18 protein-coding genes are annotated in these 18958 nt (G+C 62.4%); 14 read left to right on the top strand and 4 right to left on the bottom strand.

The genetic code is table 11. The features are described 5' to 3' along the window. Positions 1 to 6: 6 nt before the first annotated feature. Both rdgB and rph read right to left on the bottom strand, forming a co-directional pair. Positions 7 to 606: an RdgB/HAM1 family non-canonical purine NTP pyrophosphatase gene (gene rdgB / locus PD885_RS16280; protein ID WP_002812435.1), complete on the bottom strand. Its 600-nt coding sequence runs from the start codon at positions 604 to 606 to the stop codon at positions 7 to 9. 23 nt (positions 607 to 629) lie between these two features. Next, a complete protein-coding gene (rph, locus tag PD885_RS16275; protein ID WP_002812434.1) occupies positions 630 to 1355 on the bottom strand; it encodes a ribonuclease PH in 726 nt (241 codons plus the stop codon). Between the two features lie 111 nt (positions 1356 to 1466). Here rph and PD885_RS16270 point away from each other — a divergent pair, with 111 nt between their 5' ends. From PD885_RS16270 to PD885_RS16225, 10 genes are all read left to right on the top strand, one after another. Then, complete coding sequence (locus tag PD885_RS16270; RefSeq protein ID WP_002812431.1) at positions 1467 to 2327, top strand: YicC/YloC family endoribonuclease; 861 nt, start codon at positions 1467 to 1469, stop codon at positions 2325 to 2327. A 152-nt stretch (positions 2328 to 2479) separates the two neighbouring features. Beyond that, entirely contained in the window at positions 2480 to 3091 is a 612-nt protein-coding gene (gmk, locus tag PD885_RS16265) for a guanylate kinase (protein WP_002812429.1), read from the top strand. Positions 3092 to 3233: 142 nt separating this feature from the next. Then, positions 3234 to 3533, top strand: coding sequence for a DNA-directed RNA polymerase subunit omega (gene rpoZ / locus PD885_RS16260; RefSeq protein WP_002812428.1), 300 nt, complete (start codon positions 3234 to 3236; stop codon positions 3531 to 3533). A 127-nt stretch (positions 3534 to 3660) separates the two neighbouring features. Continuing rightward, entirely contained in the window at positions 3661 to 5832 is a 2172-nt protein-coding gene (locus tag PD885_RS16255) for a RelA/SpoT family protein (RefSeq protein WP_002812421.1), read from the top strand. Positions 5833 to 6051: 219 nt separating this feature from the next. Continuing rightward, the gene (locus PD885_RS16250; RefSeq protein WP_002812417.1) at positions 6052 to 6432 is read left to right on the top strand and encodes a RidA family protein; all 381 of its coding nucleotides are present in this window, start codon (positions 6052 to 6054) and stop codon (positions 6430 to 6432) included. Positions 6433 to 6462: 30 nt separating this feature from the next. Continuing rightward, entirely contained in the window at positions 6463 to 8607 is a 2145-nt protein-coding gene (recG, locus tag PD885_RS16245) for an ATP-dependent DNA helicase RecG (protein ID WP_002812416.1), read from the top strand. 77 nt (positions 8608 to 8684) lie between these two features. Further along, positions 8685 to 9483 (top strand): IS5 family transposase gene (locus PD885_RS16240; protein WP_087946428.1). Its coding sequence is split into 2 segments (ribosomal slippage): positions 8685 to 8956 and positions 8955 to 9483, totalling 801 coding nucleotides; the frame shifts between segments, so codons are not numbered across the junction. 95 nt (positions 9484 to 9578) lie between these two features. Continuing rightward, positions 9579 to 10517: a nucleoside hydrolase gene (locus PD885_RS16235; RefSeq protein ID WP_002812415.1), complete on the top strand. Its 939-nt coding sequence runs from the start codon at positions 9579 to 9581 to the stop codon at positions 10515 to 10517. Positions 10518 to 10588: 71 nt separating this feature from the next. Further along, positions 10589 to 10831: a type B 50S ribosomal protein L31 gene (locus tag PD885_RS16230; protein WP_002812414.1), complete on the top strand. Its 243-nt coding sequence runs from the start codon at positions 10589 to 10591 to the stop codon at positions 10829 to 10831. Between the two features lie 224 nt (positions 10832 to 11055). Beyond that, positions 11056 to 12345 (top strand): citrate synthase, encoded by a 1290-nt coding sequence (locus tag PD885_RS16225; protein ID WP_002812413.1) that lies wholly within the window; start codon positions 11056 to 11058, stop codon positions 12343 to 12345. Positions 12346 to 12457: 112 nt separating this feature from the next. On the opposite strand, the gene PD885_RS16220 is transcribed toward PD885_RS16225, so the two are convergent. Both PD885_RS16220 and PD885_RS16215 read right to left on the bottom strand, forming a co-directional pair. Beyond that, positions 12458 to 13108, bottom strand: a complete 651-nt coding sequence (locus PD885_RS16220; protein WP_002812412.1) for a hypothetical protein — start codon at positions 13106 to 13108, stop codon at positions 12458 to 12460. Positions 13109 to 13303: 195 nt separating this feature from the next. Beyond that, positions 13304 to 15730, bottom strand: coding sequence for a penicillin-binding protein 1A (locus tag PD885_RS16215; RefSeq protein ID WP_002812411.1), 2427 nt, complete (start codon positions 15728 to 15730; stop codon positions 13304 to 13306). 214 nt (positions 15731 to 15944) lie between these two features. Here PD885_RS16215 and PD885_RS16210 point away from each other — a divergent pair, with 214 nt between their 5' ends. From PD885_RS16210 to PD885_RS16195, 4 genes are read left to right on the top strand one after another with little or no spacing between them, the layout of a single operon-like run. Next, positions 15945 to 17003, top strand: coding sequence for a pilus assembly protein PilM (locus tag PD885_RS16210; RefSeq protein WP_002812410.1), 1059 nt, complete (start codon positions 15945 to 15947; stop codon positions 17001 to 17003). Further along, positions 17003 to 17758 (top strand): PilN domain-containing protein, encoded by a 756-nt coding sequence (locus PD885_RS16205; protein ID WP_002812409.1) that lies wholly within the window; start codon positions 17003 to 17005, stop codon positions 17756 to 17758. The genes PD885_RS16210 and PD885_RS16205 overlap by 1 nt, the downstream gene beginning before the upstream one ends. Continuing rightward, positions 17755 to 18420, top strand: coding sequence for a type IV pilus inner membrane component PilO (locus PD885_RS16200; protein WP_002812408.1), 666 nt, complete (start codon positions 17755 to 17757; stop codon positions 18418 to 18420). The genes PD885_RS16205 and PD885_RS16200 overlap by 4 nt, the downstream gene beginning before the upstream one ends. Then, positions 18417 to 18956, top strand: a complete 540-nt coding sequence (locus PD885_RS16195) for a pilus assembly protein PilP (protein ID WP_002812407.1) — start codon at positions 18417 to 18419, stop codon at positions 18954 to 18956. Before PD885_RS16200 ends, PD885_RS16195 begins: the two co-directional genes overlap by 4 nt. The last annotated feature ends 2 nt before the right edge of the window (positions 18957 to 18958 follow it).

Here is an 18958-nt window from a genome sequence, read left to right as displayed (position 1 = left end):
TGTCGTTTAAAGCGACAATGCGTGCAGCTTATGCTGCAGCGTGGCCAGGGCTACCGCACGATGGCTCAAGCGGTTCTTCAAGTCGCTGTCCATTTCCGCAGCGGTCTGGCCGTACAGCGGGTCCAGAAACACCGGGTTGTAGCCAAAACCGCCATCGCCGCGCGGCGCTGTGGTGATCACACCTTCCCAGCTGCCTTCGGCGATCAACGGTTGCGGATCTTCCGGGTGCCGTAGTAACACGATCACTGCATAAAACCGCGCGCTGCGGCGCTCGGCCGGTACATCGCGCATCGCATCGAGCAACTTGGCGTTGTTGGCCTGCGCGTTGGTCGGGCTGCCGGCGTAGTGCGCGCTGTACAAGCCGGGCGCCCCACCCAGGGCATCGACGATCAGGCCAGAGTCGTCGGCCAGTGCCGGCAAACCGGTTATTGCGCTTGCATGACGTGCCTTGATCAAGGCGTTCTCGACGAAGGTCAGGCCGGTTTCCGGTACATCCTTCACGCCAAGTTCGCCTTGCGCGACGATGCGTAGCGGCAGCGCCGCGAGCATGGCGCTCAGCTCTTCCAGCTTGCCGGCGTTACCGCTGGCCAGGACCAGTTGTGTCATTGCGATCTGGGCGATGTGACGACTCATCCGGCCAGCGCGTCGCGTTGCAGTGCGAATAGTTCGCCCATGCCTTTTTCGGCCAGTGCGAGCAATGCGTTGAGTTCGTCACGGCGGAACGCATGACCTTCAGCGGTGCCCTGCAGCTCGATAAAACCGCCGCCGTCGTTCATCACGACATTCATGTCGGTATCGCAGTCGCTGTCTTCCGGGTAATCCAGATCCAGCACCGGCTCGCCGCGATAAATACCCACCGACACCGCGGCCACCGCGCCGATCAGCGGGTGCTTCTTGATGTCGCCACGCTTCTGCAGCAGGTTCACCGCATCGGCCAACGCCACATAGGCGCCGGTGATCGCCGCAGTACGGGTGCCGCCATCGGCCTGCAACACGTCGCAGTCCAGGGTGATGGTGCGCTCACCCAATGCATTGCGATCCACGCAGGCGCGCAGGGCGCGGCCGATCAGACGCTGGATTTCCAATGTGCGGCCGCCTTGCTTGCCGCGTGCGGCTTCGCGATCGGAACGGGTGTGGGTGGAGCGTGGCAACATGCCGTATTCGGCGGTCAACCATCCTTCGCCCTTGCCGCGCAGGAAGTTCGGCACGCGGTTTTCAACGCTGGCGGTGCACAGCACGCGGGTGTCGCCGAAGCTGACCAGCACCGAGCCTTCGGCGTGACGGGTGAAGGCGCGTTCGATGCGCACAGGGCGCAGCTGGTCGGCCGTGCGGCCGCTGGGACGGGAAAAGGTCATGCGATGAGTCCGAAAGTCGGGAGATGGGTCTAGACGCCAGTGCGCAGCGTGCAGGCAGCCGGCAAGGGCCGCTAGGGTACCATTCGCGCTTTGAAGGTACGGGATTTGACGATGATTCGAAGCATGACCGCGTTTGCTGGCGGCGAACGCATCACGCCCTGGGGCACGCTCGGTTGCGAGCTGCGCTCGGTCAACCACCGCTTTCTGGAAGTGGGCGTGCGTCTGCCCGAAGAATTGCGTGCGCTGGAGCCGATGCTGCGTGAGCGCGTGGCGGCAAAAAACAGCCGCGGCAAGTTGGATCTGGCGCTGCGTCTGCGCGCGCCTGACAACGCGCAGACGCTGGCCGTCAACGAATCGCTGCTGTGGGAACTGGGCGCGTTGGCCACACGGCTGGACGGGATGTTTCCCAAGCTGCAGGTCGGCTTCACCGATCTGCTGCAGCTGCCGGGCGTGTTGCAGGTGCAGGACGTGGACGCCCCTGCGCTGCAGGCGCAGACCCTGGCATTGCTAGACGAGGTGGTGGGCAGTTTTGTCGCTGCGCGCGAGCGCGAAGGCGCCAAGCTGGCCGAAGCGATCAGCGAGCGGGTCGATGCGATAGAACGCATCGCCGCCACCGTGCGCACCTTGATCCCGGCCATCCGGGAAGGTCAGCGCGCCAAACTTGCCGCACGCCTGGCCGATCTGCCGCATCCGGTCGATCCCGGCCGCGCCGAGCAGGAACTGGTGCTGTGGCTGCAGAAGCTCGACGTGGACGAAGAACTCGACCGCCTGTCCAGCCATATTTCCGAGATCCGCCGCGTGCTAAAGCAGCGCGAGCCGGTCGGCCGCCGCCTGGACTTCCTGTTGCAGGAATTCAACCGCGAAGCCAATACCCTCGGTTCCAAGTCGGTCGACAGCCGCACCTCCAACGCCGCGGTCGATTTGAAAGTATTGATCGACCAGATCCGCGAGCAGGTGCAGAACATTGAGTAACCGGGAGTGGGAATTCGGGCTTGGGCGACCGCAAATCCCTGGCTTGGGCGGGCAGCGGCCAATCCCGGTAGCATGTCGACCCTGGCGGTACCGGTCCGCAGTCCGTTCGCGAATTCCGACTCCCCAACTCCGACTCCCGAATCCCTGACCCTATGCGCGGCACCCTCTACATCGTTGCGGCCCCCTCGGGCGCCGGCAAGAGCAGCATCGTCAACGCCACTCTGGCGCGTGATCCCAAGATCGCCTTGTCGATCTCGTTCACATCGCGCGCGCCACGGCCGGGCGAACGGCATGCCGAGCACTACCATTTCGTTTCCGCCGACGAGTTTCAGAGCATGATCGAAGCAGGCGACTTCTTCGAATACGCGCTGGTGCATGGCGACTGGAAGGGCACCGCGCGGCAGTCGGTCGAGCCGCAGCTGGCCGCCGGCCACGACGTGCTGCTGGAAATTGACTGGCAGGGCGCGCATCAGGTGCGCCAGAAGGTGCCGGATGCGGTCAGCGTGTTCATCTTGCCGCCGTCGCGTCAGGCCTTGGACGAGCGCATGCGCAAGCGCGGGCAGGACAGCGAGGATGTAATGGCGCAGCGCCTAGCCGCCGCACGCGAAGAGATGCTCCATTTCGAAGAATTCGATTACGTCATCATCAACGAGACCTTCGACACCGCTGTCTCGGAGATGTGCGCGATCTTCACCGCCAGCCGCTTGCGTCGCAAGGCACAGCAGCAGCGGCACGCCGGGCTGATTCAGGCGCTGCTGGACTGAGTTTCACGCCTTCTTTTGGCCCAAATGCCTGATTCCAAAGGAAACTGGGTCGGCGGCGATTGCCTGGGCGCTAGTCCGGGCGTACACTCCGGTCCCTTTCCCTCATTCGATGAGCGGCCGTTGCTGGTCGCCGGGAGCCCGCATGGCCCGCATTACCGTAGAAGATTGCCTGGAAGTCGTGAACAACCGTTTCGAGCTGGTCATGATGGCCTCCAAGCGTGCCCGTCAGCTCGCCAACGGCGTGCAGCCGCTGATCGAGAACGCAGACGCCAGCGACAAGCCCACCGTGATGGCACTGCGCGAAATCGCCGCACGCCGGATCGACAACGCGCTGATCGATGAAGTCGAGAAGGCCGAGCGCGAGCGTGCTGAGCGCGAAGCGCTGGAGTGGGCTGCTGCCGAAGTGGTTGCCGACGAAGACATGTCCAAGAACGACGATTGATTGTTCGCATCACTTTGATCGATCAGAACAGCCCGCCCAATGCGGGCTGTTTGCGTTTGATGCCTCATCTGTGCTGTATGGCGCGCAAACGTTTGCCGCGACTGCGTTGCTGGAATAGTCTTCCGTCATGAACCCAGGCCCCACTGCCCAGGCGACCGTCGTGACGTCTCCGTCTTCCGACCAGGCCATCCCCGACTACGTCCTGCACCTCGAACGCGCGGCTAGCTACCTTCCCAAGGAGCAGCTGCCGATCCTGCGCCGTGCCTGGCAAGTCGGTGCCACTGCGCATGCCGGCCAGACCCGCAAATCTGGCGAGCCCTACATCACGCATCCGGTTGCCGTTGCCGGCGTGCTCGCCGAGCTTGGCCTGGACATGGAATCGCTGATTGCCGCGATCCTGCACGACACCATCGAAGACACCCCGCTGACCCGCGAAGAGCTGGCGTCGGAGTTCGGCGAAGCGGTGGCCGAGTTGGTCGACGGTGTCACCAAGCTGGACAAGCTCAAGTTCCGCGACCGCCAGGAAGCGGCGGCGGAAAGTTTCCGAAAGATGCTGCTGGCGATGTCGCGCGATTTGCGCGTGATCATGATCAAGCTCGCCGACCGTCTGCATAACATGCGCACGCTGGGCGCGCAGAGCAGCGAAGCGCGCAGCCGCATCGCACGCGAAACTCTGGAAATCTACGCACCCATCGCGCAGCGCCTGGGCATGAGCCTGATTAAGTCCGAGCTGCAGAATCTGGGCTTTTGCGCGCTGTATCCGTGGCGTCACGCCATTATCGAAAAACACATTCGCAGCCAGCCTGTGGTGCGTCGCGAATCGATGGCGCAGGTGGAAGTGCAGTTGTCGCAACGGCTGGCCAAGGAAGGGCTGGAGCATCGGCTGGTCAGCCGCATCAAGACGCCCTGGAGCATCTATTCCAAGATGCACGAAGAGAACAAATCCTTCGACCAGGTGATGGATGTGTTCGGCTTCCGTCTGGTGGTGCGCTCGGTGGCCGATTGCTATCACGCGCTAGGCGCGGTGCATGCGAGCTTTAAGCCGCTGGATGGGCGTTTTCGCGATTTCATCGCCATTCCCAAGGCTAATGGTTACCAGTCGTTGCACACCGTGTTGTTTGGCCCTTACGGATCGCCGATCGAAGTGCAGATCCGCACCGAAGAAATGGACCTGATCGCCGAGCGCGGTGTGGCCGCGCACTGGACCTACAAGGTCGGCTCGGCATCGCCGAATAGCGCGCAGAGTCGCGCGCACGACTGGATCGTGGAGTTGATCGATTCGCAGCGCGCCGCCGGCTCATCGCTGGAGTTTCTGGACAACGTCAAGGTCGACCTGTTTCCGGACGAGGTCTATCTGTTCACGCCCAAGGGGAAGATTCTGGCGTTGCCGCGCAATTCCACCACGCTGGATTTCGCCTATGCAGTGCACACCGACGTGGGCAATCGCGCGGTTGCCTCGCGCGTGGACAAAAAGCTGGTGCCGCTGCGCACCAAGCTGGTCAGTGGCCAGGCGGTGGAGATCATTACTGCGCGTTCGGCCACGCCCAAGCCGCAGTGGCTGGAATTTGTGGTCAGCAGCAAGGCGCGTACCGCGATCCGCCACCAGCTCAAGCAACTCGAACACGAAGATGCCGTGCAGCTTGGCCATCGCATGCTCGATCGCGCGCTGGAAGCGATGGACAGCTCGCTGGAGCGGTTGCCTAAGGGGCGGCTGGATGCCTTCCTCAACGAGCATCGTTACCCGCGTCTGGAAGCCTTGCTGGCCGATGTGGCGCTCGGTAACTGGATGCCCAATCAGGCGGCGCAGGCGTTGATGGCCTACGCCGAATTGCGCGGCGCAGGCCAGTCCAAGCATTCGCACGAAAAGATCCTGATCGACGGCAGCGAGCGTGGCGTGATCAGCTTCGCCAACTGTTGTCAGCCGATTCCCGGCGACGAAATCATGGGGTATCACACCGCCGGCAAGGGCATCGTGGTGCACCGTCTGGACTGCCCGAACCTGGCCGAGCTGCGCAAATCGCCCGAGCGCTGGGTGCCGATCGATTGGGATTCCGGCGTCACCGGCGATTACGACACCGCGCTGGTGGTGGAAGTGGAAAACCGCACCGGCGTGCTGGCCCAACTTGCCGCAGCGATTGCGCAGAGCCAGTCCAATATCGAGCGTGTGGATTACCTGGATCGTGATTTCAATGCGGCGGTGCTGCGCTTCAATATCCAGGTGCGCGATCGTCGCCATCTTGCCGAAGTGATGCGCCGGTTGCGGCGTCTGCATGTGGTGCAGAGCGTCGGGCGGCAGTAGCGCGCGGTATGCTCGTCAGGGCGGGCGCCCAGGACGATCTGCAGTCTCGCGTGCGGCATCCCGTTGGCGCGATTGCGACCGCCACCGCGTGCGATGGCGCCGTTTCGGCTCGCTTCAGGTTGAACACCTGCTGCGCCGTCGTGCGCTGCCTCGCAGAACAGTCGAGCAAATCCGCACAAACGCCTAAACTGCTGTGCACATCTTTGTAGTGGAGTTTTCATGTCCCAGATCATCCATACCGACCGGGCGCCCGCCGCCATTGGCCCGTACTCGCAGGCCGTGCGTGCCGGCAACACGGTGTATTTCTCCGGGCAGATCCCCTTGGATCCGGCCACCGGCGAGATTGTGCCCGGTGACATCGGCGCGCAGGCACGCCGCGCATTCGACAACCTTAAGGCAGTGGCCGAAGCGGCCGGCGGCTCGCTCGACAAGATCGTGCGCCTGGGCCTGTATCTGACCGACCTCGGCCAGTTCGCTGCGGTCAACGCGGTGATGCAGGAGTATTTCCAGGCCCCGTTCCCCGCACGTTCGACCATTGAAGTCTCTGGTCTGCCCAAGGGCGCCGGGTTCGAAGTCGATGCGGTGATGGTGCTCGACTGATTCAGTTCGACTGATCCGACTCGATCTACCGTGCCGCGCGCGCATACCGTTACACCGAGCCTGGCCGTTGCAGGCCAGGCGTCGCTTTCCAGCTTGCCCGGTGTCGGCCCGAAAGTGGCCGAGAGATTCACTGCGCGCGGCATTCTCACGGTGCAGGACTTGTGGCTGCACCTGCCGCTGCGCTACGAAGACCGTACGCGTTTGACCACGATCGCGCAGCTGCAGGGCGGTGTACCGGCGCAGATCGAAGGGCGTGTGGATGCGGTCGAGCGCGGTTTCCGTTATCGGCCGATGCTGCGCGTGGCGGTGTCGGATGATTCGCACGGCACCGTGGTGCTGCGCTTTTTCCATTTTCGCGCCGCGCAAGTGGCGCAATTCGCACCGGGCACGCGGCTGCGTGTATTCGGCACGCCAAAACCCGGTCAACACGGCTGGGAGATTGTGCATCCCAGTTACCGTGTGCTCGCACCTGGCGAGGATGCCGGGCTAGGCGATAGTCTGGACCCTGTGTATCCGGTGCTGGAAGGTGTCGGCCCGGCCACGCTGCGCAAACTCATCGGCCAAGCGTTGGAGCGGCTGCCACCCGAAGCAGCGCTGGAACTGCTGCCGCCGCACTGGTTGCAGGACGAGCAGCTACCTTCGTTGCGCGAGGCGTTGTTGACCATGCATCGCCCACCGGTGAACACCGACCCGCAGCAATTGCTCGCGGGCGGTCATCCGGCTCAGCAGCGCTTGGCGATTGAAGAACTGCTGGCGCATCAATTGAGCCTGCGCCGGCAACGCATCGCCTTGCAGCGCTTCCATGCGCCGATGCTGTCTGGCGATGGCGATTTGGTGCAGCAACTGCGCGCCGCATTGCCGTTCCAGCTCACTGGCGCGCAGCAGCGCGTGTTCGAACAGATCGCGCAGGATCTGGCCAAACCATCGCCGATGCTGCGCCTGGTGCAGGGCGATGTCGGCAGCGGCAAAACCGTGATCGCCGCGTTGGCGGCGATGCTTGCTGTGGAGCAAGGCAAGCAGGTTGCACTTGCCGCTCCGACTGAACTGCTGGCCGAGCAGCATCTCAACAATCTGCGTGACTGGCTGGAGCCGTTGGGCGTGCGCATCGTTTGGCTGGCTGGCAAGGTCACCGGCAAGGCGCGCGCTGCTGCGATGGCCGAGGTCTCCTCCGGTCATGCGCAGGTGGTGGTCGGCACGCATGCATTGATGCAGGAGGCAGTGGTCTTCCACGACCTCGCGCTGGCCATCATCGACGAGCAACACCGCTTCGGCGTGCATCAGCGTCTGGCATTGCGCGACAAAGGCGCGGCCACCGGTAGCGTGCCGCATCAGTTGGTGATGACCGCCACGCCAATTCCTCGCACCTTGGCGATGTCCACCTATGCCGATCTGGATGTCTCGGCCATCGATGAACTGCCGCCCGGCCGCACGCCGGTGCAGACGATTGTCTTGAGCGCAGAACGTCGGCCTGACCTGGTCGAGCGCATCCGCGCCGCCTGCGCCGAAGGGCGTCAGGCGTACTGGGTGTGCACCTTGATCGAAGAAAGCGAAGAGCCCGAGAAGGGCGCACAAAACGGGCCGCCACGCATCGAAGCGCAGGCCGCGGAAGTCACCTTCGCTGCGCTATCCGCGCAACTGCCGGGCGTGCGCGTGGCGTTGGTGCACGGCCGCATGAAGCCGGCCGAAAAGCAGAAGGCCATGCTGGATTTCAAGCAAGGCCACAGCGATCTGCTGGTCGCGACCACGGTGATCGAAGTCGGCGTGGACGTGCCCAACGCCTCGTTGATGATTATCGAAAATGCCGAGCGCTTGGGCCTTGCCCAGTTACACCAGTTACGCGGCCGGGTCGGGCGCGGCGCGGCGGCATCCAGCTGCGTGTTGCTGTATCAAGCGCCGTTGTCGATGATGGCGCGGCAACGCCTGGAAACCATGCGGCAAACCAACGATGGCTTCGTGATTGCGGAAAAGGATCTGGAGCTGCGCGGTCCGGGCGAATTGCTAGGCACCCGGCAGACCGGTTTGGCCAGTTTCCGCATCGCCGATCTCGCCCGTGACGCCGGGCTGCTGCCGCGCGTGCAAATGCTCGCCGAACGTTTGCTGGATGAAGCGCCGGAGATCGCCGACCGTGTCGTCGCGCGTTGGATAGGTAGCGCGGTGCGTTACGCCGCGGCGTAGGTCTGGATTGGGCATGCGGGATTGGGGATTCCTAAGAGCCTGTTCACGATCTTTCCTGATTGGTGCAGACTCTGCGGATGCGCCAAAAAACCTATCCGAGCGACATGAGCCGGGAGCGTTTCGAACACATCCTCCCGATCCTGGAACAAGCGCGCAAGCGCACCAAGCCACGCCGAGTGGATATGTATGAGGTGTGGTGCGCAGTGTTGTACGTGCTGCGAACCGGTTGCCAATGGCGAGCGCTACCCAGCGACTTTCCGAAGTGGCGGACCGTGCACGCGTACTTTGCCAAGTGGAGCGAGTGCGACGATGAAGGAGTGAGCCTGCTGGAGCGGGCGCTCAAAAAATCAGGTTGGCGTGGCCCGCCAGAAACAGGAGCGCAACATCTTCAGCAGGTTCTTGATCGTGGACGCGCAGAGCGTCAAGAACACGGACACAGCCGGGCAAAAGGGATATGATGCGGGCAAAAAGGTGTCGGGCATCAAGCGGCATATCGCTGTTGATACCCAGGGGTTGCCCCATGCCATCGCGGTGACGACGGCGGAGGTGACCGACCGCAAAGGTGCGCTGCGGGCGCTGGAGCGCTGTCAGTCAAACTTGACGCATGTACAAAGCCTGCTGTGCGACAGTGGTTACACCGGAGTACCGTTTGCCGAAGGCGTGCGAGAGATTCTAGGCGAGCAGCTCACGGTGCAGATTGCCAAGCGCAGCGAACTGCACACCTTCAAGGTCATGCCCAAGCGCTGGATCGTCGAGCGCAGTTTTGCCTGGCTGGAGAAAAACCGAAGGCTGTGGAAGAACTGCGAGCGCAAACTCAACACCAGCTTGCAGTTCATCCATCTGGCCTTCTTGGCGCTTCTACTCAAAAGATCGTGAACAGGCTCTAAGAGCCAGGCTGCTGCGTGCTGGTGATTCGCTTGGCCGGCCGATCCTTGCGAAGATGCCGCATCGAATCCCGAATTCCGGATCCCATGACCAAGCAGATACCGCTGCTGATCGAGACCGACCCGGGCGTCGACGACGCGCTGGCATTGCTGATGGCCTTCAACGACACCCGTCACGAGGTTGTCGGCCTGACCATCGCCGTCGGCAACGTGGGTCTGGAGCACACCGTGCGCAATGCCTTGAAGGTCTGCCAGATCGCCGGTCGTGACGATGTGCCGGTCTATGCGGGCTGTCCGCAGCCGTTGCTGCATCCGTCGGTGGACGCGGCGCATGTGCATGGCATCGATGGCTTCGGTGATGTCGGTCTTGCGCCGGCCAAGCGTACTGCCGACGCAGAGCATGCCGCGCTCGCTATCTTGCGCTTGTCGCACGAACATGCCGGCCAGCTTCTGCTGGTCGCACTCGGCCCGCTGACCAATCTGGTCCTTGCGCTCACCCTGGATCCGACCCTGCCGCAGCGCGTGGCGCGGCTGGTGGTGATGGGCGGGGCGTTGACCGGGCACGGCAACATCACCGCAGTGGCCGAATTCAATATCGGCTTCGACCCGGAAGCGGCGCATATCGTGTTCCGCGGTTTCCCGCGGTTCGACGTTGCCGATTGGGAAGCGACCATCGTGCATGGCCTGCTGCATCGGGATGTGGAGCAGTGGCTGGCAGCGGACTCGGCCTATGCCAGGTTCTATGAGGAAATTTCGCGCAAGACCCGCTTGTGGTCGGCAGACAGCCGCGGCGAGTATTGGTATGCCGCCGACGCGCTGGCGATGGCCTTCGCCCTGCACCCGGAAGGCGCACACCGCTTGGAGCAGCGCCCGGTCCATATCGAGCTGTCCGGCACGCATACCCGCGGCATGACCTTGGTGGATTGGAATAGCCAGGGCGGGGCGCCCGACAACGCCAACCTGCTGCTGGAGTACGACCGTCAGCAGTTCTACGGCCTGGTCGGGGCCGCCTTGGTGGCAGGGTAAGGCGATCTTGCGCGGGCTGTCTGCAGACAGCTATAATTTCTCGCTTACCCAGGCAGCCCGGCGCCAAGTCTATGAAAGATAACGTTCATCCCAGCTACAAAGACGTCGTCTTCCACGACGTGACGTCTGATTTCAAGATTCTGACCCGTTCCACCATGGGCTCGAAAGAGACAGTGAAGTGGGAAGACGGCCAGGAATATCCGCTCATCAAGGTGGAAATTTCCTCTGCATCGCACCCGTTCTATACAGGCAAGCAGAAGGTGATCGACACCGGTGGGCGTATCGACAAGTTCCAGAAGCGCTACGCGCGCTGAACTTGTAGAACGGGCTGTACCGGCAAAGGCCGCGCATTGCGCGGCCTTTTTTTGGTGTTACTGAGTCCGTCTTCGCCTTCCTGACGGCTTCGTCTACGACTTCTGTCCAAGCGACGACCAAAATGCTGCTGTGCGATAATAACGTGATCCGGGCGATGCCCTGGACTTCCATCACGCGCCTGCCCGTTCGAGTGCAGGCGCCTTCCACTGAAGGAGCGTACACAGTGTCCGATCTTGATCAGGTCACGCTCAACGCCGGCGACAAGTCGGTTGTTCTGCCGGTTCTCAAGCCCACGCTTGGCAATGATTGCGTCGATATTTCCAAGCTGACCAAAGAAACCGGTCTGTTCACCTACGACTCGGGCTTCACCGCCACCGCCAGTTGCAAGTCGGCCATCACCTACATCGATGGCGACAACGGCGTGTTGTTGTATCGCGGCTACCCGATTGAACAGTTGGCCGAGAAGTCCAGCTTCCTCGAAGTCTCGTATCTGCTGATGAACGGCGAGCTGCCGACGGCGGACGAATTCGAGAAGTTCGACCACGAGGTGACGCATCACACGATGATGCACGAGTCGCTGAAGAACTTTCTCGGTGGATTCCGCCATGACGCGCATCCGATGGCCATGCTGGCCGGTTCGGTCGCGTCGTTGTCGGCCTTCTATCACGACACCCTGGACCTCAACGACCCGGAACAGCGCCGTCAGGCTGCCATCCGTCTGATCGCCAAAGTGCCCACCCTGGCTGCTGCTGCGTACCGCTATTCGATCGGCTGGCCGATCCGCTACCCGCGCAACAATCTCAACTACGTCGACCGTTTCCTGCACATGATGTTCGAAGTGCCGAGCGAGCCGCTGGAGATCAATCCGGTCGTCGCCAAGGCGCTGGATCTGCTGTTTATCCTGCACGCCGATCACGAGCAAAACGCCTCGACCTCGACCGTGCGTCTGGTCGGTTCGACCGGTGCGAATCCCTACGCCTCGGTTGCCGCGGGTATCACCGCGCTGTGGGGCCCGGCACACGGTGGCGCCAACGAAGCCGTGCTGAAGATGCTGGAAGAGATCGGCACCGCCGACAACGTCGAATCCGCTGTTGCCAAGGCCAAGGACAAGAACTCCTCGTTCCGTCTGATGGGCTTCGGTCACCGCGTCTACAAGAACTTCGATCCGCGCGCCAAGATCATCCGCGAAATGACCCACAAGGTGCTGGGCGAGCTGGGCGTCAACGATCCGCTTCTGGAAGTTGCGCTGAAACTGGAAGAAGCCGCGTTGAAGGACGACTACTTCGTGCAGCGAAAGCTGTACCCGAACGTCGACTTCTACTCGGGTCTGATCTACAAGGCGCTCAACATTCCGGTGGAAATGTTCACCGTGATGTTTGCCATCGCACGCACCGCCGGTTGGGTGTCGCATTGGCTGGAGCAACAGGTCGACCCTGAAATGAAGATCGGCCGTCCGCGCCAGATCTACACCGGCTATGACAATCGAGATTACAAGGACGCCGGCCAGCGCTAAGCGCTTGTGGTTATCTGTTTGAACGAACGCCCCGCATTGCGGGGCGTTTGCTGTTGGGCGGAACTCAAGTGCGCATCGCAGCCTTGCTGGCGGATGCTGACGCGGCTGCGAATCAGCGCAACTGTTGTACGGCGTCGTTGCCGTCATCTTCGGCCAATAACTGACGTACCTGTGCGGCCGATGCGCGGGTCATCGGCTTCTCGTCGAGCTGCGATAGCGGGGCCTGACGCAGCGCGTCGTAAGGCAGCACGGTCAGGTCGAAGGTAAGTTCCTCGGCGTCGAACAGCCACACCGGGAAATCACCGTTGCGCTCGCGATCCAGGCGCAATCGGCGGATGCGCGATTTGGCCGGAATGCGGTGCTCCTCCAGGAAGCGTTGCACTGCGTCGGCATCGTCGCTATGCAACTGCAACTGCACTGGCGCATTGGCATCGGCGGTACCGTCGAGCACCATGCCGGTGAGTCGCGGCTGGAATGGGCTGAGAAATTCCAGTGCCCGCAACGCAGCCTCGCGGCGTTGGCGCAAACGCACGCCGTGTACAGGCCCTGCAAACAGGCGCTGATATTCGCGCAACGCATCTTCAATCTCGCGATTGCGCGGCAGCGATGCGTCGTCGTGGATGCCAAGCCGGCTGGCGGCCTTGAGCTTGGCTTGATGAAAATCGCGGATGCCACCTTCGGCCATCAAGCGTGCGGCTTCGTGCGCCAACCGATGGCGACGTTCGCGGGTGTGTGTGTTGGCGTGCTCGCGTGCGTGATGCATGACCGGGCTCCCCTCATGAACCTGGACTCGACTCTACAACAGCGGCATGAAGACTCGGCGAACGCTTCATGCCGTCTCTGAAGGGGCAATCACGCAATGGTGATTGCCCCGGTGCTTTCTCTGCGAGTGTGCATGCCGGTACTGCTAAACCGATCGGAGACCCAGGTGGGCGAAGCCATCTCAAATCCCCAGCACTCAAAAGATATCGAAGGCCTTCTCGTCCTGCTGTTGCTGCAGACCGTAATCGTAGTCCTGCAGGCGATCCAGATCTTCGGTCTTCACCCATTCGACTGCGCCATTGATGGTGGCCTGGATCATGCCTTCAGGCGGGTCGTTGGCTGCGATCGGCATGTCTTTCAACGCCACGCGCATGTAGTCGATCCAGATCGGCAACGCCGCCTTGCCACCGTACTCGCGATAACCGAGCGAGCGGAAATCATCGCGACCCACCCACACCGTGGTGGCGTAGGGTCCACCGAAGCCGGAGAACCAGGCGTCGCGGTGATCGTTGGTCGAACCGGTCTTGCCGCCGACGTCCTCACGCCCCAGCACCTTGGCTGCGGTGCCCGTGCCACGCTGGACGACATCGCGCATCATCGACACCAGCTGATACGCAGTGCGCGCATCGATGGCGCGCGGTGCGATCCTGGTTTCGGCAATGGCGGCCGGCGCGGTTTGTGCAGGCGCCGGTGCTGCATCGGCTGCGGGTGCTGGCAGTGCGGCAGGTGCCTGAGCGCCGAAGTTGAAGCCGTCCACGACCTGACTCACCGGTGCGGCGGTGCCGCCTTGCAACGCGCAGGTGCGGCAGGCCACCGCCGGCACTTCCTTGAAGATGACATTGCCGTCGCGGTCTTTGACCTCATCGACGATCCAGGTCTCCACTCGCGAGCCGCCGTTGGCAAACACTGCATAGCCCCGCGCAACCGATAGTGGCGTCAGCGACGCGGTGCCCAGCGACATCGACAGATTGGGCGGCAATTCCGCTTCCTGGAAACCGAACTGGCTGATGTATTTGCGTGCGAAATCGACGCTGATCGCGTCCAACAAGCGCACCGACACCAAGTTGCGCGATTGCACCAGGGCTTCGCGCAAGCGCATCGGGCCACGGAAACCGCCGCCGTCGTTCTGCGGCGACCAGGTCTTGCCGCGACGATCGCGAAATACCACTGGCGCATCCAGCACGATCGAAGCGGGATTGAAGCCCTTCTCGAATGCGGCCGCATACACGAACGGTTTGAAGCTCGACCCTGGCTGACGCCGTGCCTGGGTGGCGCGATTGAACTTGTTGCCGGCAAAACTGAAACCGCCGATCAAAGCCCGCAGGGCCCCGCTATTGGCGTCCAGCGACACCAGCGCGGCCTGGCCGAGCGGCAACTGGTCGATGATCCACTCGCCGTCCTTTTCGCCGGCACGGATGCGGGTCAGGTCACCGCGGGTCAGTAGCTTGGCCGGCGTTTTGTTGGTCCAGTGGCTGGCAGTTGCCGGCAAGGTCAGTTCGGTTTTGTCGCTCTGCACCACGGTGACGCCGCCATCGGCATTGGTGCGCGCCACGATCACCGCGCGCAAGCCGCCCTGGGTGAACACGCCCGACAAATGCTTGGCCAATGCCAGCGCGTCGGCATCGGCGGCCACGTCGAAGTGCTGCTCCACGCCGTGCCAGCCATGCCGGTGGTCGTACAGGCGCAGGCCTTCGGCAACCGCCGCGTCGGCACCGCTCTGTAGCGTGGCGTCGATGGTGGTGGTGACATGGTAGCCCTTGTTAAGCACATCGCCGCCGTACTTGGCGATCATCTCCTGACGCACCAGCTCGGCCACGTACGGTGCATACACCTCGACCGGCGGCTCGTGCTGCTTTGCATGCATCGGCACCGCCTTCGCAGCATCGGCTTCTGCCTGACTGACGAAGCCCAGATCGGCCATGCGTTGCAGCACGTAATAGTCGCGACGTTCCTGCGCACGCTCTGGGTTGCTGATCGGATTGCCGCTGGACGGGAACTTGGGAATGCCAGCAAGCGAGGCCATCTCGTCCAGGCTCAACTCACTCATTTTCTTGCCGTAGTAGTACTCGGCGGCAGCGCCTACGCCGTAGGCACGGTTACCGAAGAAGCTCTTGTTGAGATACAGCTCGAAGATCTCGTCCTTGCTCAGTTCACTCTCGATCTTGCGCGCCAACAGGATCTCGGCGAGCTTGCGCGTGTAGCTGTACTCGGAACTCAGGAAGAACTGGCGCGCCACCTGCTGTGTGATGGTCGAACCACCCGGCACGCGCTTGGCGTCGGTGCTGGCCAGCAGCCAGACCGCGCGGGCAATGCCCTTGTAGTCCACGCCCCCGTGCTCGTAGAAGCGCGCGTCCTCGGTCGCCAGGAAGGCCTGCTTGAGGCGCAGTGGCACGTTCTTCATCTGGATGGGATAGCGCCGGGTCTCGCCATAGACGGCCATTAGGCGACCGTCGCTGGAATAGACGTACATCGGCTCTTGCAGCTCGACCTGCTTGAGCGACTGCACGTCCGGCAACTTCGAGGAAATGGCGTAATACAGGCCGCCGGCAGCAACAGCGCCAAGCAGTGCGAGCACCACGATCATGGCCAGGATCCAGCCCAGCCAACGGCGAATACGGGGCATGTAAGAGAGATTCCAATTGCGGATTTCTTGGTCACAGAGTATAGATGACGTTGAGTTGGGCTGGGGCCGAACTCTGGGGATCGCAGCAGACAACACTGGGGGCATGTTTCGGGGCGATTGCCTCGCGCGTGAGGGAGTTGTCAACTGTTAAGATTCGATTATTAATACGAGGGCACAGCCATTCGCCCATGTGCCCGTCGGCAGGGGAGTTTCCGTGGGGCTTCTACGCAAGAGTCAATCGCCACTTATCGGTGTCGATATCAGTTCCACTGCGGTCAAGCTTTTGCAGCTGTCGCGCAGCGGGAATCGTTTTCGCGTGGATCATTACGCAGTGGAACCATTGCCGCCGAATGCGGTCGTTGAAAAGAACATCGTCGAAGTGGAGGCGGTCGGCGAAGCCATTCGCCGCGCCATGAACCGTTCCGGCAGTAAGGCCAAGAACGCGGCCGCAGCCGTGGCCGGGTCGGCAGTGATCACCAAATTGATCCCGATGCCGGCTGATCTGGACGACGGCGATCTGGAAGCTCAGGTCGAGCTGGAAGCCACCAATTACATCCCGTACCCGATCGAGGAAGTGAACCTCGACTTCGAGGTGCTTGGCCCGCTGCCCAACAGTCCGGACATGGTCCAGGTGCTGCTGGCGGCGTCACGTTCGGAGAATGTGGAACTGCGCCAGTCGGCGCTGGAACTTGGCGGCCTGACCGCCAAGGTGATGGACGTGGAGGCTTTTGCGGTCGAAAACGCGTTTGCCCTGATCGCCAGCGAACTGCCGGTCGCCGCCGATGCGGTGGTCGCGCTGGTGGACATCGGCGCCACCATGACTACGCTGAGCGTGCTGCGCTCCGGTCGCAGTCTGTATAGCCGCGAACAGATGTTCGGCGGCAAGCAACTGACCGATGAAGTGATGCGCCGTTATGGATTGACCTACGAAGAAGCCGGGCTGGCCAAGCGTCAGGGCGGTTTGCCGGAGAGCTACGAGGTCGAGGTGCTGGAGCCGTTCAAGGAAGCAACGGTGCAGCAGATCAGCCGTTTGCTGCAGTTCTTCTATGCGGGCAGCGAATTCAACCGCGTCGACTGCATCGTGCTGGCCGGCGGTTGCGCCGCGCTTTCGCGCCTGCCGGAGATGGTGGAAGAGCAGCTCGGCGTGACCACCGTGGTCGCCAATCCGCTTGCCCAGATGACCCTGGGCCCGAAGGTTCAGGCCCACGCGCTGGCGCTGGATGCGCCTGCATTGATGATCGCCACCGGCCTGGCCCTGAGGAGCTTTGACTGATGGCAAGAATCAATCTAATGCCCTGGCGCGCCGAGCGCCGGAAGGCGCGCGAGCGCGAGTTCTACTCGATGCTGGGCTTTGCCGCGCTCGGCGGCGTTCTGCTGTCTGGGTTGATCTGGTTCTACTACGACGTGCAGATCAGTGGCCAGACCGAGCGCAACGCGTTCCTGACCACCGAGATCGACAAGGTCAAGGCTCAGAACGAAAAGATCAAGGAACTCGATAAAAAGAAGGACCGCCTGCTTGCCCGTAAGAAGGTGATCGAGGAACTGCAGGCTAATCGGTCGCAGATGGTGCATCTGTTCGATTCGCTGGTGCGCACCATTCCCGATGGCGTGGTGCTGACCAATATCAAGCAGGACGGCGACATCCTGACCCTGGAAGGGCGCTCGCAGTCCAATGCCCGCGTCAGTGCGTACATGCGCAATCTTGAAGGCTCGGGTTGGATGACCAATCCGGATCTGTCGATCATCGAGGCCAAGAGCCAGGACAAGGCCGGGCAACCCGCTGCATCGTCGATGGACACCAAGGCGCTGCCGTATGTGTTCACGCTCAAGGTCAAGCTGGCCAATCCGAACGAGGCGGACAAGAACGGCGCCACGCCAGCAGCGGTCGACGCGCAAGCGCCGGCCGGAAAACCGGCCGGTGCGGCACCTGCGGGCGCGCCAGCGGCGACACCTGCAGCGGCTGCGCCTGTACCTATGCAGGCGCCGCCGGCGCCAGTCAATCGGCCGCAGGAGGGCGCGGCGTCATGAGTAAGAAATCATTCAAGCTCAGCGATCTGGATTTCAACAACATCGGCGGGTGGCCGCAGCAAGCACGTATCGTGTTCTGCATGGTGGTCGGCCTTTTCATCCTGGTGTTGGCCTGGTTCCTGCTGATCAGCAGCAAGCGCGATGCATTGGAAGGACTGGAAGCCACCGAAACGCAATTGCGCACCGAGTTCGAGACCCAGCAGGGCCGCGCGGTAAATCTGGAGCCACTCAAGCAGCAGCTTGCGCAGATGGAGCAGGTGCTGCAGCAGATGTTGCGTCAGCTGCCCAGCAAGACGGAAATGCCGGATCTGATCATTGATATCTCGCAGACCGCGCTGTCCAGTGGCTTGTCCAACGAGTTGTTCCAGCCGGGTCCGGAATCGCCCAAGGAGTTCTACGCCGAGAAGCCGATTGCGCTACGCATGGTGGGTAGTTACCACCAGTTCGGTGCCTTCGTCGGCGGCGTAGCCTCCCTGCCGCGCGTGGTGATCCTGACCATGCACGACATCAACCTCAAGCCGAAGGAACCCAAGGCCGGCATTACGCCGCGCGGGGCGCTGGAACTGTCCGGCACGGTCAAGACCTATCGTTATCTGGACGACGAGGAAATGGCCGAGCAGGAGAAGGCTACGGCCGACGCTGCCAAGAAGGGCGGCCAATGAACATGAGACTGCTCAAAATCCTGTCCTGCGTGGCGTTAATCGCTGTACTGCCGGCGTGCAGCCGCGGCGTCACCAGCACGCCGGGCGATGCGCCGAACCTGGAAGCGTGGGTGGCCGAAGTGCGTGCGCGTCCTGCGCCGCCGCTGGAACCGCTGCCGGTGATGCAGCAGTTCGAAACCTTCGAATATGCGGCGCAGGCGATGCGGGATCCGTTCAGCGATGCCTGGGTCGGCGCCGAAGGTGGCAATGGTACGCGTCCGGATCCGAACCGGCGCAAGGAACCGTTGGAAGCTTTCCCGCTCGACGCCCTCGACATGGTGGGGACCATTGGAGGCGGGTCGGGCCTGATCGCTCTGGTGATGGCGCCCGACAAGGTGACCTACCGGGTGCGGCCGGGTGTGTATCTGGGACAGAGCGATGGCCGGGTCACCGGGGTCTACGAAGACCGCATCGAGCTGATTGAACTTGTGCCGGACGGTGCGGGTGGATGGCTTGAACGGCCGGCCGCACTCGCATTGGATGATCAAATAAAGTGATA

Origin of the sequence: Xanthomonas fragariae (assembly GCF_900183975.1) — a bacterium.
GTDB classification, from domain to species: Bacteria; Pseudomonadota; Gammaproteobacteria; order Xanthomonadales; family Xanthomonadaceae; genus Xanthomonas; species Xanthomonas fragariae.
Note: the sequence above shows the minus strand (reverse complement) of the source record. Positions and strands in the feature narration are given on the sequence as shown.

Coding starts and splice junctions, on each gene's coding strand:
- rdgB (WP_002812435.1), bottom strand. CDS start 606: ATGACACAACTGGTCCTGGCCAGCGGTAACGCCGGCAAGCTGGAAGAG.
- rph (WP_002812434.1), bottom strand. CDS start 1,355: ATGACCTTTTCCCGTCCCAGCGGCCGCACGGCCGACCAGCTGCGCCCT.
- PD885_RS16270 (WP_002812431.1), top strand. CDS start 1,467: ATGATTCGAAGCATGACCGCGTTTGCTGGCGGCGAACGCATCACGCCC.
- gmk (WP_002812429.1), top strand. CDS start 2,480: ATGCGCGGCACCCTCTACATCGTTGCGGCCCCCTCGGGCGCCGGCAAG.
- rpoZ (WP_002812428.1), top strand. CDS start 3,234: ATGGCCCGCATTACCGTAGAAGATTGCCTGGAAGTCGTGAACAACCGT.
- PD885_RS16255 (WP_002812421.1), top strand. CDS start 3,661: ATGAACCCAGGCCCCACTGCCCAGGCGACCGTCGTGACGTCTCCGTCT.
- PD885_RS16250 (WP_002812417.1), top strand. CDS start 6,052: ATGTCCCAGATCATCCATACCGACCGGGCGCCCGCCGCCATTGGCCCG.
- PD885_RS16235 (WP_002812415.1), top strand. CDS start 9,579: ATGACCAAGCAGATACCGCTGCTGATCGAGACCGACCCGGGCGTCGAC.
- PD885_RS16230 (WP_002812414.1), top strand. CDS start 10,589: ATGAAAGATAACGTTCATCCCAGCTACAAAGACGTCGTCTTCCACGAC.
- PD885_RS16220 (WP_002812412.1), bottom strand. CDS start 13,108: ATGCATCACGCACGCGAGCACGCCAACACACACACCCGCGAACGTCGC.
- PD885_RS16215 (WP_002812411.1), bottom strand. CDS start 15,730: ATGCCCCGTATTCGCCGTTGGCTGGGCTGGATCCTGGCCATGATCGTG.
- PD885_RS16205 (WP_002812409.1), top strand. CDS start 17,003: ATGGCAAGAATCAATCTAATGCCCTGGCGCGCCGAGCGCCGGAAGGCG.
- PD885_RS16200 (WP_002812408.1), top strand. CDS start 17,755: ATGAGTAAGAAATCATTCAAGCTCAGCGATCTGGATTTCAACAACATC.
- PD885_RS16195 (WP_002812407.1), top strand. CDS start 18,417: ATGAACATGAGACTGCTCAAAATCCTGTCCTGCGTGGCGTTAATCGCT.